Origin of the sequence: Microbacterium sp. TWP3-1-2b2 (assembly GCF_049896145.1) — a bacterium.
Classification (GTDB): domain Bacteria; phylum Actinomycetota; class Actinomycetes; order Actinomycetales; family Microbacteriaceae; genus Microbacterium.
Map to the genome: position 1 here is coordinate 1,960,566 of NZ_JAFCTS010000001.1, position 14,252 is coordinate 1,974,817.

Genomic DNA, 14,252 nt, shown 5'->3' on the forward strand with positions numbered 1-14,252 from the left:
TCAGTTCCCTTCGGTGGTCGTGCTGTCGATGATGTTGTCGGTGTGCCTCAGGTGTTCGATGCGTTCGGCGAGGAAGCTCCATGTGCCCCAGAACTCGACGAGCTGTTCTCGCCCCTGCGGGTTGATGGAGTACACCTTGCGCGGCGGCCCCTTCTCGGACGGGACCTTCTCCACGTCCACGAGACCTCTCTGCTCGATCCTGACGAGCAGCGCATACACGGTGCCCTCAGCGATCTCGGCGAACCCTTCGTCGCGCAGCCGAGCCGTGATCTCGTACCCATATGCGGGCTGTGCGGACAGGATCGCGAGCACGATGCCCTCGAGCGTGCCCTTGAGCATCTCGGTCATCTGATTGCCCATCGGATCACTTCCTTCCTCTACTCAGTGATGTTGACTACCAGTAGACGGTAACACTAAGTACCAGTAGCTAGCAACAGTGAGTACTGAAATTCTTCTGAGGGTGCCAGGTACGCTCGAACCCATGCCGCAGGAACCTCGCCCGCACCGCACCCGACCGGCCTCAAGCACCAAGCCGGCCTCGAACGCCAAGGCGGTCTCCACCCGCAACGCGACGTTCCAGTACTGGGAGACGCTTCTCGGCAATCGCACCAAACGCAATCGCGCGGGCGAGATGGTCGTGCAGGGCGTGCGCCCGATCAACCTCGTCCTCGAATCAGACCTTGAGGTGCGGGCGGTGCTCATCACACACGCGCACGGCCGTTCCACGTGGGCATCCGAGACGATAGCGGCCGCGCAGGCGGCGGGTGCCGCATCATGGCTGGTCGCGCCCGAATTGATGGTCGAGCTGGGCGAGAAAGAGGAAGAGCCGCCCGAGCTGCTGCTGATCGTCGCCATCCCCGCCGACGACCTGTCCCGCCTTCCGGTCTCGTCCGATGCGCTCTTCGTCGCCCTGGACCGCCCCGCCTCCCCCGGCAACATCGGCTCGATCGTGCGGTCGGTCGACGCTCTCGGCGGCCACGGCATCATCGTGACCGGCCACGCCGCCGACCCATACGACCCGAGAGCCCTGCGTGCGTCGACGGGGTCGGCGATCATGACGCCGACCGTTCGGCTTCCCAGCATCCGTCCCGCTCTCGAGTGGATCGAGCAGCTGCGCGCCGACGGTGTCGACATCCAGATCGTCGGGACGGACGAAGACGGCACTCACGACGTGTGGGATGTCGATCTCACCAAGCCGACCCTGCTCGTGACCGGGAACGAGCATTCCGGCATGTCTGCGGCCTGGAAGGAAGCGTGCGACGTGCTGACGCGCATTCCGATGACCGGTCACGCCTCCTCACTCAACGCCGCGAATGCGACCGCGGCGATCCTCTACGAGGCGACCAGGCAACGGCGAACCGCGGGCCACTCAGGCGACTGACGAGAGCAAGGCTCACACCGCGCATCCAGGCGACGCGGAGGTTCTGCACAGAACGAATGATGCAGAATCGTTGCTTTGCGCGCCAGACCCGAGGTGCGCGTGCCGCCCCGAAGCGGCGCACTTACCCTAAGGCTAAGGATCGTTACGTTCGTCATGCTCAAGAACCAGTCGCACGCCCCTGTCCATCGACGCAGAATCGGCATCACGCTCGCCATCGGCGTTCTCGTCGCCTCCGCAATCGCGGTGGCCACACCCGCAGTCGCCGCGATGGCTGCCGAACAGTCCAGCCTCGACGCTGCGCCCTCGAGCGTCGAGACCGCTGCGGCGGCCGAGGCTGTCACCGCAGGTCGCACTGCGCTGACCGATGCCGCGACTGCCGTCGTCGCTGCGGAGAGCAGCGGACTCGATCTCGGCGATGCGAGCACGGCTGTCGACACGTCCGGCCTGTTGGACGCGATGGACGAACTCGATGACGTCGATTCCCTCACGGCATTGGAGCTGCCTGTCGTGCGCGTGCAGGCCACTGCTGAGATCACCGCGGTGACCACGCAGACGGCCGAACTGCACGCACGCCAGGACGCCGCCGCTGCGGAGAAGCAGGCCGCCGAGGCCGCCGCGGCCGCCGCCGAGGCCGAAGCTGCTGCCCTCGCGAACGCGAACACCCCTGATGGTGCGCGGGCAAGCGCTGCCGCCATCGCTGCGGAGCAGTACGGCTGGGGCGGCGGTGAGTTCGAATGCCTCAACTCGCTGTGGCAGAAGGAGTCGGGCTGGAACTACCAGGCGTACAACGCCGACGGCGGTGCCACCGGCATCCCGCAGGCGCTGCCCGGCAGCAAGATGGCGAGCGCCGGAGCGGACTGGGCGACCAATGCGACCACGCAGATCCGCTGGGGTCTGGACTACATCCAGCGGGCGTACGGCAGCCCGTGCTCCGCGTGGGGTCACTCGCAGTCGGTGAACTGGTACTGATCGACGGCGCACCTCGGCGTCAAGCCCCTGGCTCGCCGACGCACAAGAGGGCATGGTGAACTCACCCTCAGGATCGGAGCGCCCGTGTCACTCACCGTTCCCTCCCCTGCGGAGTCCGCAGCCGCTGTCGCACCGGATGTCGGCCGCTGGGATGCGCACGGAAGAATCATGCACGCGCGCCTTGATGCCGAGTACATCCTGCCTTTGCGCTGGACGGCAGACGACGCACTTGCGGATCTGACCGCATACTTCAGGTCGTTGAGCGAGTGGCTCGACATCACAGTCATCGACGGATCTGACGCGGCACTCTTCGCGGTGCACGCGCGTGCATGGGAGGGCCTGGTTCGCCACCGTCCGGTCACGGTGCTGCGCGGTTCGAACGGGAAGGTGAGAGGTGTGCTCTCGGGGATCGCGATCGCCAGGCACGAGGTGATCGTGATCGCCGATGACGACGTTCGCTATGAATACGACGCCCTCGTGTCCGTCGTCGACGATCTGAGGATTGCCGACCTGGTGAAGCCGCAGAACCGTTTCGATCCCCTCCCCTGGCACTGCGTATGGGACACCGCGCGGACCCTGCTCAACCGCGCAGTATCGTCCGATTACCCGGGCACCTATGGTGTGCGTCGCTCGAGGATCGTGGCGGCAGGAGGGTACGACGCCGATGTCCTCTTCGAGAACCTCGAGCTGGAGCGTACGGTTGTCGCGACCGGCGGCACAGTGAGTACTCGACGCGACATATTCGTCGCCAGACGTCCGCCATCGGTCAGGCACTTCCTCTCGCAGCGCGTGCGTCAGGCCTACGACAGCTTCGCTCAGCCGGGCAGGATGCTGATCGAAGCATCCATACTCCCGACCTTGATCGGCCTCCGGCGTCGACCGGGGGCCCTCGTCGCGCTGTTCGCAATGTTGATCGCCGTCGCAGAGCGCGGCAGAAGGATCGATGGTGGCCGAGCCGTCTTTCCGTTATCAACGGTGCTCTGGGTTCCGCTGTGGGTGATGGAGCGCGGCGTGGCGACCTGGATCGCTGTCGCCCTCCGTCTGCGGGGCGGCGTGCGATACGCCGGGGGCCGGATCACACGTGCGGCGAATTCGTCGCGGGCGCTACGTCGTCGGTTCAGATCCGCCCGCGCACCGGCGTCCGTTCGACCGTGTCGCCGGACTCGGGCATCGCCATCTCGGCTCTGACGCCCAGCAGTCGCACCTCGCGATCGGTGTCGAGCGTTGCGGCGAGGGCCGCGGCGGCCGATACGACCACTTCGCGGTCTGTCGTCGCATCCGTCAGCTTGCGTCCGAACGTCTTGGTCTCGAACGGTGCGTACCGTACTTTCAGATGCACGCGGATGACCGGTCGCCCTTCGGCCGCACAGTCATCGAACGCATGGCCGGCGAGTTCCCGCACGGCAGCTTCGACCTCGGCCGGTGTCGTGAGGTTCTGCTGGTAGGTCGTCTCGCGGCTGTGGCTGCGAGCCACCCATGGCGAGTCGTCCACGATGCTGGGCCCGATTCCGGAGCCGAGCCCGTGATACCAGACGCCCATCTTCGGGCCGAACTCCGCGATCAGCGCTTCATCATCGGCGTCGGCCAACTGACGCACGGTCGTGATCCCGTGCCCGGCGAGCCTTTTGTGCACCTTCGGCCCGACGCCCCACAGTTCGCGCGGGGACTTCTCACCCATCACCTCGAACCAGTTCGTCTCCGTGAGACGGAACATTCCTCGCGGCTTGCCGAACTCGGTCGCGATCTTGGCCCTGATCTTGTTGTCGCCGATGCCGACTGAGCAGTGCAGTCCCGTGGCTGCGAGCACGGCCTGCTGAGCTGTGCGCGCTATGGACTCCGGGTCGTCGGTCTCGACGCCGAGAAAGCACTCGTCCCATCCGATGACCTCGAGCACGACCCCCGGCAGTGCACGCAAGGTGGTCATCACGTCCTCAGATGCCTGCTCGTATGCGGCATGGTCGACCGCGAGGAAGACGGCATCCGGTGGCGCTTTGCGCGCTGCGATCTTCAACGGCATCCCCGATCCGATGCCGAACGCGCGCGCTTCATAGGATGCCGTGGACACCACGGCCCGTTCGGTCGGGTCACCCCGGCCGCCGACGATCACCGGAAGACCCGCGAGTTCGGGACGGCGCAGCACCTCCACCGCGGCGATGAATTGATCCATGTCGACGTGCAGCACCCATGCACTCATGACACGAGTCTGGCGCGCGCTGGTCCGGATGTCACCTACCAGGTGGAACCCCGGGGCGCTCACCGAACTCGCTGGCGAATCCGGTGAGCGCCGCAGCGACCGCGTCGGACTCGGACAGCGTCGCGTAATGGCCACCGGGTATTTCCACCGGAGTGATTCCCAGGCGCTCGCGGATCTGACGTCTCATGAACGGCGCAGGGAAGAACTGGTCATCCGCGCACACGATGGCTCGGGTGGGGACAGCGGGGTGATGCTCGGCGGGCCAGGGGCGTGACATCCAGGTGCCCTGTTGGTCACGCTCGCGTCGCCGCGCCTCGTCGGCGAGGGCCGCGGGCACACCGTTGAAGAAAGACACATCCGGGTCGTCATCGACTGATTCATGGTCATGTCCGGTATTGGCCCACCAGTCCATGAAGGTCTCCCCCGGCATCGGAATCATGCCGGCGAGATAGACGAGCCCATCTGCATCGATGTCCGCAGCGACCAACGGTGCAGTGAAACCGCCGAGCGAGTGACCGACGACGATGACGTGGTCGCGGTCGCCGACCGCGTCGAGCACGGTGCGCACGTAGTCCTCGAGGCCGGCGTCGGAGTCCTCGATGGGCAGATCGACGGCGATGACCTCGTGACCGGCGCGCTCGAGCAGCGGAGTGACGAGATGCCAGTCCCAGGCGGTCGACCCGCCGCCGTGGATCAGTGCGAAGGTTGCCATGGCCCCATCTTCAGGCATCGACGCGGTCAATGCCGAGGTCCGTGCGGCCCGGCGCGAATTCCTCGCGAAGCGCTCGCCATCAGAACACCCGTGACCACGCTCACCTTGGATGCACGGCGTAGTCGAGATGCGTCGCCATCGACGAAGACTCTGACCGAATCAGCTCAAGGGCCACCCGGCTGTCGTCCACGTCCTCGAACAGCCGGATCCCAGAGCCGAACAACACCGGCGATAGAGCGACATGGAATTCGTCGATGAGGCCGGCGTTGAGGTACTGCACGATCGCCTGCGCCCCGCCCGCGATGCGGACGTCTCGGTCACCCGCGGCCGCGCGTGCCTGATCCAGCGCGAGTTCGATTCCGTCGTTCACGAAGTTGAAGGTGGTCCCGCCCGATCGCTCCCACGGATCGCGCTTCTCATGCGTCAGAACGAAGACCGGCGTGTGGAATGGGGGCTCCTCCGGCCACATCTGTTCACCGGCATCGAACATGCGCTTGCCCATGACACTCGCACCGGTGCGCTCGAACGTCTCGCGCAGAATGTCGTTGTCGCGCCCTTCCTCGCCGCCTTCTCCGAGCTTGAGATTCTCGCGGAAGTGCCGTTGTCGGAAGGCCCACCGCTGCAGCTCCATCCACTGCTGCCCCATCAGCTCCTCTGAGGACTCCGGTGCGATGAACCCGTCGAGCGACATCGACACGCTGAAGAACACCTTGCCGGCCATCAGCGCTCGGCCCCGTTGCGCAGACTTTCCATGACGTAGTCGGCCAGGTTGCCCAGCGTCTGCTGCCCGCCCTGGATCGCGCCGAACTTCTCGACAGCCGCATCACGGAGCTCTTTGGTGGGGAACACCGTGACCATCTCGATCACTGTCGTCTCACCGTAGGACGCGAACGTGAGAACCGACTCGAACGCATCAGGATCGTCGCGGTACTCGCCGTGGAGCATAGCGATCCGCTCCGGCGAGACGATCTCGGTCCAGGTGATCCACTCCTGATAGACCGTTTCGTCCGGCCCCCTCATCACGAAGTCCCACGCTCCTCCGACCTGGAACTCGAAGGCGCGCGTGGTGGTGGTGAACCCATTCGGCCCCCACCACCGCGACAGGTGCCGCACCTCCGTGAACGCTTCGAAGACCAGCTCTCGCGGGGCGTCGATGCGGCGAGAGATCACGATCTCGCGGTCGGACCGGCCCGTCCGTGAGGTTCCAGGTGCCGTCGAAACCATCAGCTACTCCTTGTTCGTCTCTTGTTTGAGTTCTTGCATGTACACTTCGAGCCTGTCGAAGCTCTCGTTCCAGAACTGCTCGAAGCCACCGGCCCACTCGTGAACGTGCCGCAGTCCCCGAGCGTCAAGCGCGTACAGCCGCTGCTTGCCCACCCGATGGTCCTGCACCAACCCGACTTCGCGGAGCACCCGCAGGTGCTTCGACGCTCCGGGCTGCGACATGCCCAGTTCTTCGGCGACTTCTGTCACCGGTCGCTCACCCGCCCTCAGCAGCACGAGGATGTTCCTGCGCTGCGGCTCGGCGATGGCGTTGAAGACGTCGGAAGTCGTCGCTGCTCGTGCCATGACCGTTAACGTATACCCATATCGGCAAGTGTTCAAGTGGCCTATGTCAGCCGAGCGGCGCGATCACTGCGCCGTCCGTCCCGGCGAGACGGGTTCAGCGGCGGATGTCCGCGGTGCGCGGAAGCCTCGGTGCGCCGTTGACGAAGATTCCGAGAAGCAGCATGCCCAGCGCGAGAGCGAGGTGCAGCCAGTTGTCTGCATCGTTCACCGGCAGGACATTGAGCTGGTCGTTCGTCACCGCGAACAGCCCGTACAGCCACACGACGAAGTACACCAGGCCACCCCAGATCAGATACATGCGGGCCACCGCCGCACGAGCGACGACAAGAACACCGACCACGCCGAACGCGAGATGCACGAGATTGTGCAGCACCGAGACCTGGAAGACACCCAGCAGCTGCGCCTCCGAGTGAGCTCCGGCGCCCGCCAGATGCTCCGCCGAGTGAGTGAGGCCGGGGATGAACCCCGCGACGCCGACCAGCAGGAACACGATCCCGAAGACGAGCGCGATCTTCTGAACCACAGTTGCCGCGTATACCGTCGAATCCCCGGGTCGGGTTGCGTGCGGAGTATCCATCTTCGTCCTCTTTCCAGCGTGGGATGCTGACGCTAGCGCCCGGGAACGCGGGCCGAAGAGGGGATTGACGCGCCCAGGATCACGACAGTAGGAATTGCGATGCGCCACGATGTTCCAATGCAGCGGGAGCCGTCGGATCAGAGGAGGCTGGCATCATGACCAACCCACGCACAGCGTTCATCGACGTGGCCGGTCGACGACGCAGCTATCTCCACATCGCCCCCGCCTCACCTCGATCAGGCGCTCCCCTGCTGCTCGCCCTGCACGGCTCGTCCCAGCAGGGCCGGACGATGCGGAGCTTCAGCGGTCGCACGCTCGACGCCCTGGCCGAGCGCATCGGTGCCGACCTCGTGTATCTGAACGGCCATGGTCGGGCCTGGAACGACGCCAGACGGCAGAAACTCTCGCGCGCGCAGAAGGCCGACGTCGACGATGTCTCGTTCGTGAGCACTGTCATCGATCGCTTCGACCGCCCCACGATCGCGGTCGGTTACTCCAACGGAGGCCAGCTCCTGCACCGCATCCTGAGGGAGAAACCCGCACTGCTCGCCGGTGCGGTGATCATTGCCGCAGGGCTTCCCATCGACGACGATTTCACGCTCGTCGATGTCGACCCGGGCTCGACGCCGGTCCTGCTCCTGCACGGCACCGACGACCCGATCGTGCCGTACCACGGCGGCATGCCCCGGATGCTCGGCCGCGCCACTCGCGGAGCAGTGCAGTCCGCTTGGGCGACCGCTCGCAGTTACGCCCCGGCCGCAGAACCCGTGACCAGGCGCGAAGGAGATGTCGAGCGTGCCGACTGGGACGGCGTGCGCCTGATCACCCAACTCGGCACCGGCCACGTGATCCCGAATCGCACGACCTCTCCCGCCCGGCTCGTCGTCGGCCCTTCCCATCACGACATCGACCTGGGTGAAGAGATCGAGAGCTTCTTCACACTCGCGTCGCATTGACACCGCACTCGCCCTTGACGCCACAGGCAGTCGTGGCGTACAAATAAAGCGTTACCTTAATTAAGGAAAGTTCTAATGACAGTTGCCGACCCGCTGAGCCTCGTGTTCGCCGCGCTCGCGGACCCGACGAGGCGCGAGATCCTCTCCCGGCTTTCCCGGGGATCCGCGACAGTCGGTGAGGTCGCCGCCCCGTTCGCGATGAGCGCCCCCGCGATCTCACAGCATCTGAAGGTGCTCGAGCGTGCGGGACTCGTGACCCGCACGACGCACGCGCAGTGGCGCACGCTGTCGATGCAGACGGATGCCCTGGACGAGGCCTCGGCCTGGGTCGAGAAGCATCGCCGCGAGTGGAACATGCGCCTCGACGCTCTCGATACTCACCTCAAAGCCATGAAGTCCACATCGAAACGCACGACCGCACAGAAAGCCGAGGTAGCAGAATCATGAACATCACCGCAGGACTGGATGAGAGTCGTCAGTTCTCCATCACCCGTACCTTCGACGCTCCCCGCGAGCTCGTGTGGAAAGCGTGGACCGACGAAGCAGAGCTGGCGCAGTGGCTGCACCCTTTCGGCGTCACCACCGACAGCGTGTCGTTCGATGTCCGCGTTGGCGGCCGCTATCGGTACACGATGACGAACGACGAGACGGGTGAGGAGTTCCCGACCGGCGGCGAGTACATCGAAGTCGAGCCGATCGATCGACTCGTGTTCACGTGGGGTGATCCCGACGCAGCCGTTGATGCGTCACCGGTCATCACACTGACTTTCATCGCGCGAGAAGAGCAGACGGATCTCGTGTTCCACATGCTCGGACACGAAGGCAAGCCAGGAGACGGCTTCATCTACGACGGCTGGGATGAGGCCCTGACGAACTTCGGTCGGCACCTCGCCGGTGAGCTGCAGGGCTGAGCAGATGGCCATCACGCTGGACAATGTCGGCATCGTCGTCGAAGACCTCACCGCGGCGATCGACTTCTTCACCGAACTCGGTCTCGAACTCGAAGGCCGAGCCATGGCGGAGGGCGAATGGGCGGGCCGCGTCACCGGCCTCGGCGATCAGAGCGTCGAGGTCGCCATGATGCGCACGCCGGACGGCCATGGCCGCCTCGAGCTCTCGCGCTTCCTGAGGCCGGATGTCATCGCTGACAACCGGACGGCTCCCGTGAACGCACTGGGCTATCTCCGAGTCATGTTCGAAGTGGACGACCTCGATGACACCCTCGAGCGCCTCTTTCAGCGCGGTGCAGAACTCGTCAGCGACGAGGTCGTGCAGTATCAGGACGTGTACCGGCTCTGCTACATCCGCGGCGTCGAGGGCATACTCATAGGCCTCGCGCAGAGTCTTCGCTGACGATCGGTGGGTCAGCTCTTTCCCGATCGCAACGGCATGAGCCGCCGGTAGGTCACCACGGCGATCGAGATCGTCGCGACGTGCATGAGCATGAGCGATCCGGCGACGAGCCAGCCCATCGTGACGCCCACAGCGATGTCCGGGATGAATGACACCGCGAGAAACGCGGGTGCGAGCCACCGCATGATGTTCGCAGGGCGTCGCGCGTACCGGTTGATGATGTTCGCAGGGCGTCGCGCGTACCGGTTGATGATGTGCCAGCCCGCCGCACCGGCGATCGCGGCGATGACGGTGAAGGTGAGGTAGGCGACCGGCTGCAGTCCGCCGGCGACTTCGGCGCCGAGGGCCACGGCTCCGAGGGCTATCAAGGCGTTGACGATGCCGGCGGCGATCGCCACGATCGTTGCACTGAGCATGATCGCAGTCCGGGCGCGATAGTCCGGCTTGGTGATGGTGGTCATGTTCTTCCTCCTGGATTCACTGGATTCGGGGTCATCGACGAGCGCGGCGTCATTCGTAGCGGAGTGCCTCCACGGGGTCCTTGCGTGCGGCCCGCGCGGCGGGGAGGGTCCCGGCGAGGAAGGCGACACCCATGATCAGCAGGATGGTCAGCCCCACTGTGAGCGGATCGAAGGCGACGATGGTCAGTCCGGGGAGGTCTGAAAGCAGAGCGCTTCCGAGGAAGGTGCTCGCAGCGGTGCCGACGATCATCGCGATGGCGACGCCGATGGCACTGCCGAGGAACCCGATGAAGACCGCCTCGGTGCTGAACAGCGCGAACACGCGCCCGCTGCCCATCCCCATGGCCTTCATGAGCCCGATCTCACGCGTGCGCTCCTGCACGGACATCAGCAGGGTGTTGACGATGCCGAATGCGGCCGCCAGCAGCGCGATCGCAGCGAACACGTTCAGCACGAGAACGATCGTGTCGATCACCGTGGTGAACGCGCCGAGCTGGTCGGCAGTGGTGGTGCCGCTGAATCCTGCGTCGGCGAGCCGTTCTTTCAGTTGGTCGATCTGAGTGACGGTGAGGTCTTCATCGAACCAGGCCGTCACCTGCGTCCAACGATCGAGTTGATCGGCCGGCAGGCCTGTGCTCTGGAGTTGGTACAGGTCGTCTTCGAGCGCGTGGTTGGCGACGAGCCCCGTGCCGCTGGTGGCGGCGAGCGCTTCCTCTGCCACGCCGACGATCGTGACCTCCGTGCTGTGCTGACTGAACGCGCCGTCAGTGAGCGCGAGAGTCAGTGGCTGGCCGATCGCGGCGCCGGCGTCGGCGAATCCGAGCGGCTCGACGTAGCTCACCGGGATCGTGACCTGCAGGGCGGTGCTGTCGTCATCGGGCTCCGCACCGGCTGCGAGCTGCACGCTCTGTCCGGCGACCAGCGCCCCGAGAGTCGCGACGTACGGGGTTCCGTCGTCGTGCTGGACGTAGTCGAGCTGCACTGCTTTGACCGGCTCGACCGCGAGGATGCCGTCGACATCGCCGATCGCCTCGATGTCAGCGTCCGTCATCAAGGTGACGGAACTCTGCGCCGGCCCGTTGCCGGTGAGAACCGAGTCGGGGTCGTACTCCCGCGGCCCCGTGTCGGTCTGATCCGTGGCGGTGTCGCCGGTCTTGGTGACGGTCATCACGTCGTCGGCGCCGATGCCGGCGACGGTGTCGTCGATGTACCGGTTGATGCCGGTGCCGAGTCCGCTGGTGAGGGTGAGCGTGAACGCACCGACGAAGATCGCCAGCACCGTGAGGGTCGTTCGCGCTCTGGAGCGGAACGTGTTCGCGATCGCCGTCCCGATCAGGTCGCCGGCGTTCATGCCGCCACCTGCTCGCCGTCGACGATGACACCGTCGCGGATGTGGATGCGCCGATCGCAGCGAGCGGCGAGCTCCTCGTCGTGCGTGACGATGACGAGGGTGATGCCCTGCTCGCGGTTGAGGGTGAACAGGATGTCTTCGACCACCCGACCGGTGGTGCTGTCGAGGTTTCCGGTGGGCTCGTCCGCGAAGATGATCCGCGGGTCGTTGACCAGTGCCCTCGCGATCACCACCCGCTGCTTCTGTCCGCCGGAGAGATCGATGGCCTTGTTCTTCGCCTTGTCGCCGAGCTCGAGCTGCTCGAGGGCGCTCATGGCACGATAGCGACGAGCGCGCCGCCCGACGCCTGCGATCTTCAAAGGCAGCGTCACGTTCTCGAGCGCCGTCTGACTTCCGGTGAGGAAGAACTGCTGGAACACGAAGCCGAAGGTCTTGTTCCTGGCCAGGTTCAGCCGCGCGCCTCTCAGCTGGCGAGTGTCCTGGCCGTCAAGCAGCATGGTGCCCTGGCTGGGCTGATCGAGAAGCGCGAGCACGTGCATCAGGGTGGACTTGCCCGATCCGCTCTTGCCGACGATCGCGATGCTCTCGCCGTCGCGGATGTCGAGACTGACGCCGCGCAGTGCGTCGAACCGGCTGGGGCCGCGCCCGTATGTCTTGTGCAGGTCGCGCACGGAGAGGACGGGGGCGCTGCGGTCTGCTGCCGTCGGCGGATGAGTCATTGTCGTCTCCTCATGGTTGGGGGGGGGTGCAACCAGATTCCCTCGGGCCGGGGCATGTCCGCGTCGCCTCAGCGAGGCAACCGCGTACCCCCGTCGGGGTATCTGCAGACAGAATCCGGAAGATCGGCACACACCGGTTCGATAATGGGGAGCATGCGCAGCGCACAGAGCCCGGTGACGTCCGCCTCTGTGCGCGCCAGGCCACCGGGGTGGATGAGAGACCTGCTCGCAGCCGTCACTGTTCTCATCGCGTCGTTCGGACCGCTGTTCCGGTTCACAGACGTGATCCCGCCGATCGGCTACATCATCGCCGGACTCCCGGTCCTGCTCATGTTCGTGCGACGACGGTATCCGTGGGTCGTTCTCGCCGGGTGCGTCGCCTGCTTCGTCGGAGCATCTCTCCTGCTCGATCTCACGCCGTTCTCCGCACTCCCCACCGGCATCGCGGTGTTCACCCTCGCCACCCGCACCACGAGGAGGACGGTGATCATCGCCGTGCTCTGCGTGCTGGTGGTCATGATTCCGGCATCCGTCTTCCATGAGTGGGCGTCCCTGCACCCGCTGACGATCCTCGTGCTGGTGATGGTGGGCTTCTTCGCCGCCGCCGGCGACGCGATCAGATCCCGCCGCGCGTACATCGAGCAGATCACCCAACGAGCGGTGCAGGCCGAGCAGACGCGCGAGGCCGAAGCATCCAGGCGCGTCGCCGAGGACCGACTCCGGATCGCGCGGGATCTGCACGATGCGGTCGCCCATCAGATCTCGGTGATCAATCTGCACGCGGGTGTCGCCAGTCGCGCCATCGACGAGGACCCCGACGCAGCCAGAGCGGCGCTCACGACCGTCAGCACCGCGGCCCGGCGCGTCCTCGGCGAGATCGGCGACCTGCTCTCCACTCTGCGCGCCCCCGATGAGGCGCAACCGCTGGCGGCAGCGCCCGGCCTACGTCAGATGAACGAGCTCATCGACGAGTTCGAGGCATCCGGGCTGCAGGTCACATCGCGACTGGACGGCATGCTCGACGACCTGCCGGCATCCATCGACCTCGCCGGATACCGCCTGATCCATGAGGCGCTCACCAACGCACAGAAGCACGGGTCCGAGCTGCGGGCCCACGTCTGGATCGAACGGAGCGAGAGACGCCTCCGCATCCTCGTCACGAACCCCGCCTCTGATCGCGCCGAGTCTGCTGTTCCTGCGGGGCATGGGCTGCTCGGAATCCGCGAACGCGTGACCGCCGCCGGCGGCGAACTCCACGCCGGACGCGAAGGGGCCACTTTCCGGATCGACGCCGTGTTCCCGCTCCGCGCCGACGCAGACGGCGACTCGACAACATGATCCGTGTGGCCATCGTCGACGATCAGCCCCTGATCCGCACGGCCGTCGGGCAGCTCCTCCGCTCTGAAGCTGACATCGAGGTCGTGGGAGAGGCCGATGACGGCGCGACAGCCGTCGACCTCGCTCTCGCGCAGTCCCCCGATGTCGTTCTGATGGACATCCGCATGCCGAGAATGGACGGCATCGAGGCCACCGAGAGGATCTGCGCGGATCCGGCGCTGACCTCCACCCGCGTGCTCATCCTCACCACATTCGAAGAGGACGAGTACGTCGTATCCGCGCTCCGCGCCGGCGCCAGCGGGTTCATCGGCAAGGGCGCCGATCCCGACGAGATCGCCCGTGCGGTGCGCGCCGTCCACGCCGGCGACGCGCTGCTGTCACCCGCGGCCACGCGGAGCCTGATCGGCAGGTACCTCGACTCGACGCCCGTGCACGCTCGGCGCCGAACAAGCGCCGATCCCGGCATCCTCACGCCGCGCGAGACGGAGATCCTCCTCCTCGTCGCACGCGGCCTCTCCAACGACGAGATCGCCGCCGCCCTCTACATCTCCGCCCACACGGCGAAGACCCACGTGAAGCGGATCATGGCGAAGATCGGCGCGCACGACCGCGCCCAGTGCGTCATCTACGCCTACGAGCGGCGGCTGCTCAGCCCGGCCGATGAGACGTAGG

Annotated in this window: 19 protein-coding genes; 9 read left to right on the plus strand and 10 right to left on the minus strand. The window is 65.9% G+C overall.

Annotated features, from left to right (window positions below; translation table 11 throughout):
* Nucleotides 1-360, minus strand: a complete 360-nt coding sequence (locus ACP7AR_RS09655; protein WP_426185132.1) for a PadR family transcriptional regulator — start codon at nt 358-360, stop codon at nt 1-3.
* 121 nt (nt 361-481) lie between these two features.
* Between ACP7AR_RS09655 and ACP7AR_RS09660 the strand changes: the two genes are divergently transcribed.
* The 3 genes from ACP7AR_RS09660 to ACP7AR_RS09670 all read left to right on the plus strand — a co-directional run bounded on the left by ACP7AR_RS09660 (nt 482) and on the right by ACP7AR_RS09670 (nt 3,538).
* Nucleotides 482-1,381 carry a TrmH family RNA methyltransferase gene (locus tag ACP7AR_RS09660; protein WP_426185134.1) on the plus strand — a complete coding sequence of 300 codons (900 nt, stop codon included), beginning with the start codon at nt 482-484 and terminating at the stop codon, nt 1,379-1,381.
* A 153-nt stretch (nt 1,382-1,534) separates the two neighbouring features.
* Entirely contained in the window at nt 1,535-2,350 is an 816-nt protein-coding gene (locus ACP7AR_RS09665) for a phospholipase (protein WP_426185136.1), read from the plus strand.
* Nucleotides 2,351-2,434: 84 nt separating this feature from the next.
* Complete coding sequence (locus ACP7AR_RS09670; RefSeq protein WP_426185138.1) at nt 2,435-3,538, plus strand: glycosyltransferase; 1,104 nt, start codon at nt 2,435-2,437, stop codon at nt 3,536-3,538.
* On the opposite strand, the gene ACP7AR_RS09675 is transcribed toward ACP7AR_RS09670, so the two are convergent.
* The 6 genes from ACP7AR_RS09675 to ACP7AR_RS09700 form a co-directional block, all read right to left on the minus strand.
* The gene (locus ACP7AR_RS09675) at nt 3,468-4,544 is read right to left on the minus strand and encodes a DNA polymerase IV (RefSeq protein WP_426185139.1); all 1,077 of its coding nucleotides are present in this window, start codon (nt 4,542-4,544) and stop codon (nt 3,468-3,470) included. The two genes, ACP7AR_RS09670 and ACP7AR_RS09675, sit on opposite strands and share 71 nt — an antisense overlap.
* A gap of 31 nt (nt 4,545-4,575) precedes the next feature.
* Entirely contained in the window at nt 4,576-5,256 is a 681-nt protein-coding gene (locus ACP7AR_RS09680; protein ID WP_426185141.1) for an alpha/beta fold hydrolase, read from the minus strand.
* A gap of 100 nt (nt 5,257-5,356) precedes the next feature.
* The gene (locus ACP7AR_RS09685) at nt 5,357-5,977 is read right to left on the minus strand and encodes a dihydrofolate reductase family protein (RefSeq protein WP_426185143.1); all 621 of its coding nucleotides are present in this window, start codon (nt 5,975-5,977) and stop codon (nt 5,357-5,359) included.
* Complete coding sequence (locus ACP7AR_RS09690) at nt 5,977-6,480, minus strand: SRPBCC family protein (protein ID WP_426185145.1); 504 nt, start codon at nt 6,478-6,480, stop codon at nt 5,977-5,979. The genes ACP7AR_RS09685 and ACP7AR_RS09690 overlap by 1 nt, the downstream gene beginning before the upstream one ends.
* A 3-nt stretch (nt 6,481-6,483) precedes the next feature.
* Nucleotides 6,484-6,825 (minus strand): ArsR/SmtB family transcription factor, encoded by a 342-nt coding sequence (locus ACP7AR_RS09695; protein WP_426185147.1) that lies wholly within the window; start codon nt 6,823-6,825, stop codon nt 6,484-6,486.
* A gap of 94 nt (nt 6,826-6,919) precedes the next feature.
* A complete protein-coding gene (locus ACP7AR_RS09700) occupies nt 6,920-7,348 on the minus strand; it encodes a DUF4383 domain-containing protein (protein ID WP_426185149.1) in 429 nt (142 codons plus the stop codon).
* A 209-nt stretch (nt 7,349-7,557) separates the two neighbouring features.
* Here ACP7AR_RS09700 and ACP7AR_RS09705 point away from each other — a divergent pair, with 209 nt between their 5' ends.
* The 4 genes from ACP7AR_RS09705 (at nt 7,558) to ACP7AR_RS09720 (ending at nt 9,711) form a co-directional block, all read left to right on the plus strand.
* A complete protein-coding gene (locus tag ACP7AR_RS09705; protein WP_426185150.1) occupies nt 7,558-8,358 on the plus strand; it encodes an alpha/beta hydrolase family esterase in 801 nt (266 codons plus the stop codon).
* 75 nt (nt 8,359-8,433) lie between these two features.
* The gene (locus tag ACP7AR_RS09710; RefSeq protein WP_426185152.1) at nt 8,434-8,805 is read left to right on the plus strand and encodes an ArsR/SmtB family transcription factor; all 372 of its coding nucleotides are present in this window, start codon (nt 8,434-8,436) and stop codon (nt 8,803-8,805) included.
* Nucleotides 8,802-9,269 carry an SRPBCC family protein gene (locus ACP7AR_RS09715; protein ID WP_426185154.1) on the plus strand — a complete coding sequence of 156 codons (468 nt, stop codon included), beginning with the start codon at nt 8,802-8,804 and terminating at the stop codon, nt 9,267-9,269. Before ACP7AR_RS09710 ends, ACP7AR_RS09715 begins: the two co-directional genes overlap by 4 nt.
* A gap of 4 nt (nt 9,270-9,273) precedes the next feature.
* Entirely contained in the window at nt 9,274-9,711 is a 438-nt protein-coding gene (locus tag ACP7AR_RS09720) for a VOC family protein (protein ID WP_426185156.1), read from the plus strand.
* Between the two features lie 11 nt (nt 9,712-9,722).
* Here ACP7AR_RS09720 and ACP7AR_RS09725 read toward each other — a convergent pair whose 3' ends face one another.
* The 3 genes from ACP7AR_RS09725 to ACP7AR_RS09735 are packed head-to-tail and all read right to left on the minus strand — an operon-like array spanning nt 9,723 to nt 12,242.
* The gene (locus ACP7AR_RS09725) at nt 9,723-10,172 is read right to left on the minus strand and encodes a DUF6069 family protein (RefSeq protein ID WP_426185158.1); all 450 of its coding nucleotides are present in this window, start codon (nt 10,170-10,172) and stop codon (nt 9,723-9,725) included.
* A gap of 49 nt (nt 10,173-10,221) precedes the next feature.
* Nucleotides 10,222-11,523, minus strand: a complete 1,302-nt coding sequence (locus tag ACP7AR_RS09730) for an ABC transporter permease (protein ID WP_426185160.1) — start codon at nt 11,521-11,523, stop codon at nt 10,222-10,224.
* Complete coding sequence (locus tag ACP7AR_RS09735; RefSeq protein WP_426185162.1) at nt 11,520-12,242, minus strand: ABC transporter ATP-binding protein; 723 nt, start codon at nt 12,240-12,242, stop codon at nt 11,520-11,522. Before ACP7AR_RS09735 ends, ACP7AR_RS09730 begins: the two co-directional genes overlap by 4 nt.
* A gap of 153 nt (nt 12,243-12,395) precedes the next feature.
* On the opposite strand from ACP7AR_RS09735, the gene ACP7AR_RS09740 reads away from it, so the two are divergent.
* A complete protein-coding gene (locus tag ACP7AR_RS09740; protein ID WP_426185164.1) occupies nt 12,396-13,580 on the plus strand; it encodes a sensor histidine kinase in 1,185 nt (394 codons plus the stop codon).
* Nucleotides 13,577-14,251: a response regulator gene (locus ACP7AR_RS09745; RefSeq protein WP_426185166.1), complete on the plus strand. Its 675-nt coding sequence runs from the start codon at nt 13,577-13,579 to the stop codon at nt 14,249-14,251. The genes ACP7AR_RS09740 and ACP7AR_RS09745 overlap by 4 nt, the downstream gene beginning before the upstream one ends.
* Nucleotide 14,252: the final 1 nt, after the last annotated feature.